The 427-nt window shown below is 67.7% G+C and carries 1 pseudogene; it reads left to right on the top strand.

The annotated features are described in order from the left end of the window. Positions 1–427 (top strand): annotated as a pseudogene (locus IO36_RS36065) (beta-ketoacyl synthase); the annotation flags it as partial.

Below are 427 nucleotides of genomic sequence, written 5' to 3'. Positions count from 1 at the left end.
CCTGGAGCAGGCCCCGGTCGCTGAAGTACCGCAGGTTGCCGGGGTTGTTGAGCCGGTGGCGGGTGATGTGGTGGTGCCGTGGCTGGTGTCCGGCCGGTCCGGGCCGGCTGCGCGTGAACAGTTGGCCCGGCTGGCGGAGGTTTCGGCTGGGCCGTTGGATGTGGCGTATTCCCTGTTGTCTCGGTCGCGGTTCGACCACCGTCTGGTCTCGGTGGGACGGACCAGGGCCGAGCTGTTGGTGGCTGCGGTGGAGGGGGTGGCTGGTGATGGTCGTTTGGGGGTGGTGTTCACGGGTCAGGGTGCGCAGCGGTTGGGGATGGGTCGTGGTTTGTATGCCCGGTTCCCGGTGTTCGCGGCAGCCTTTGACGCGGTGATGGCGCAGTTGGGTGAGGACGTCCGGGAGGTGATGTGGGGTGCGGATCCTGAT

Source organism: Streptomyces aureus (assembly GCF_000725495.1).
Lineage (GTDB): Bacteria > Actinomycetota > Actinomycetes > Streptomycetales > Streptomycetaceae > Streptomyces > Streptomyces aureus_B.
The sequence above is the reverse complement of the archived record's forward strand: the minus strand, read 5'-3'. Positions and strand labels throughout refer to the sequence as shown.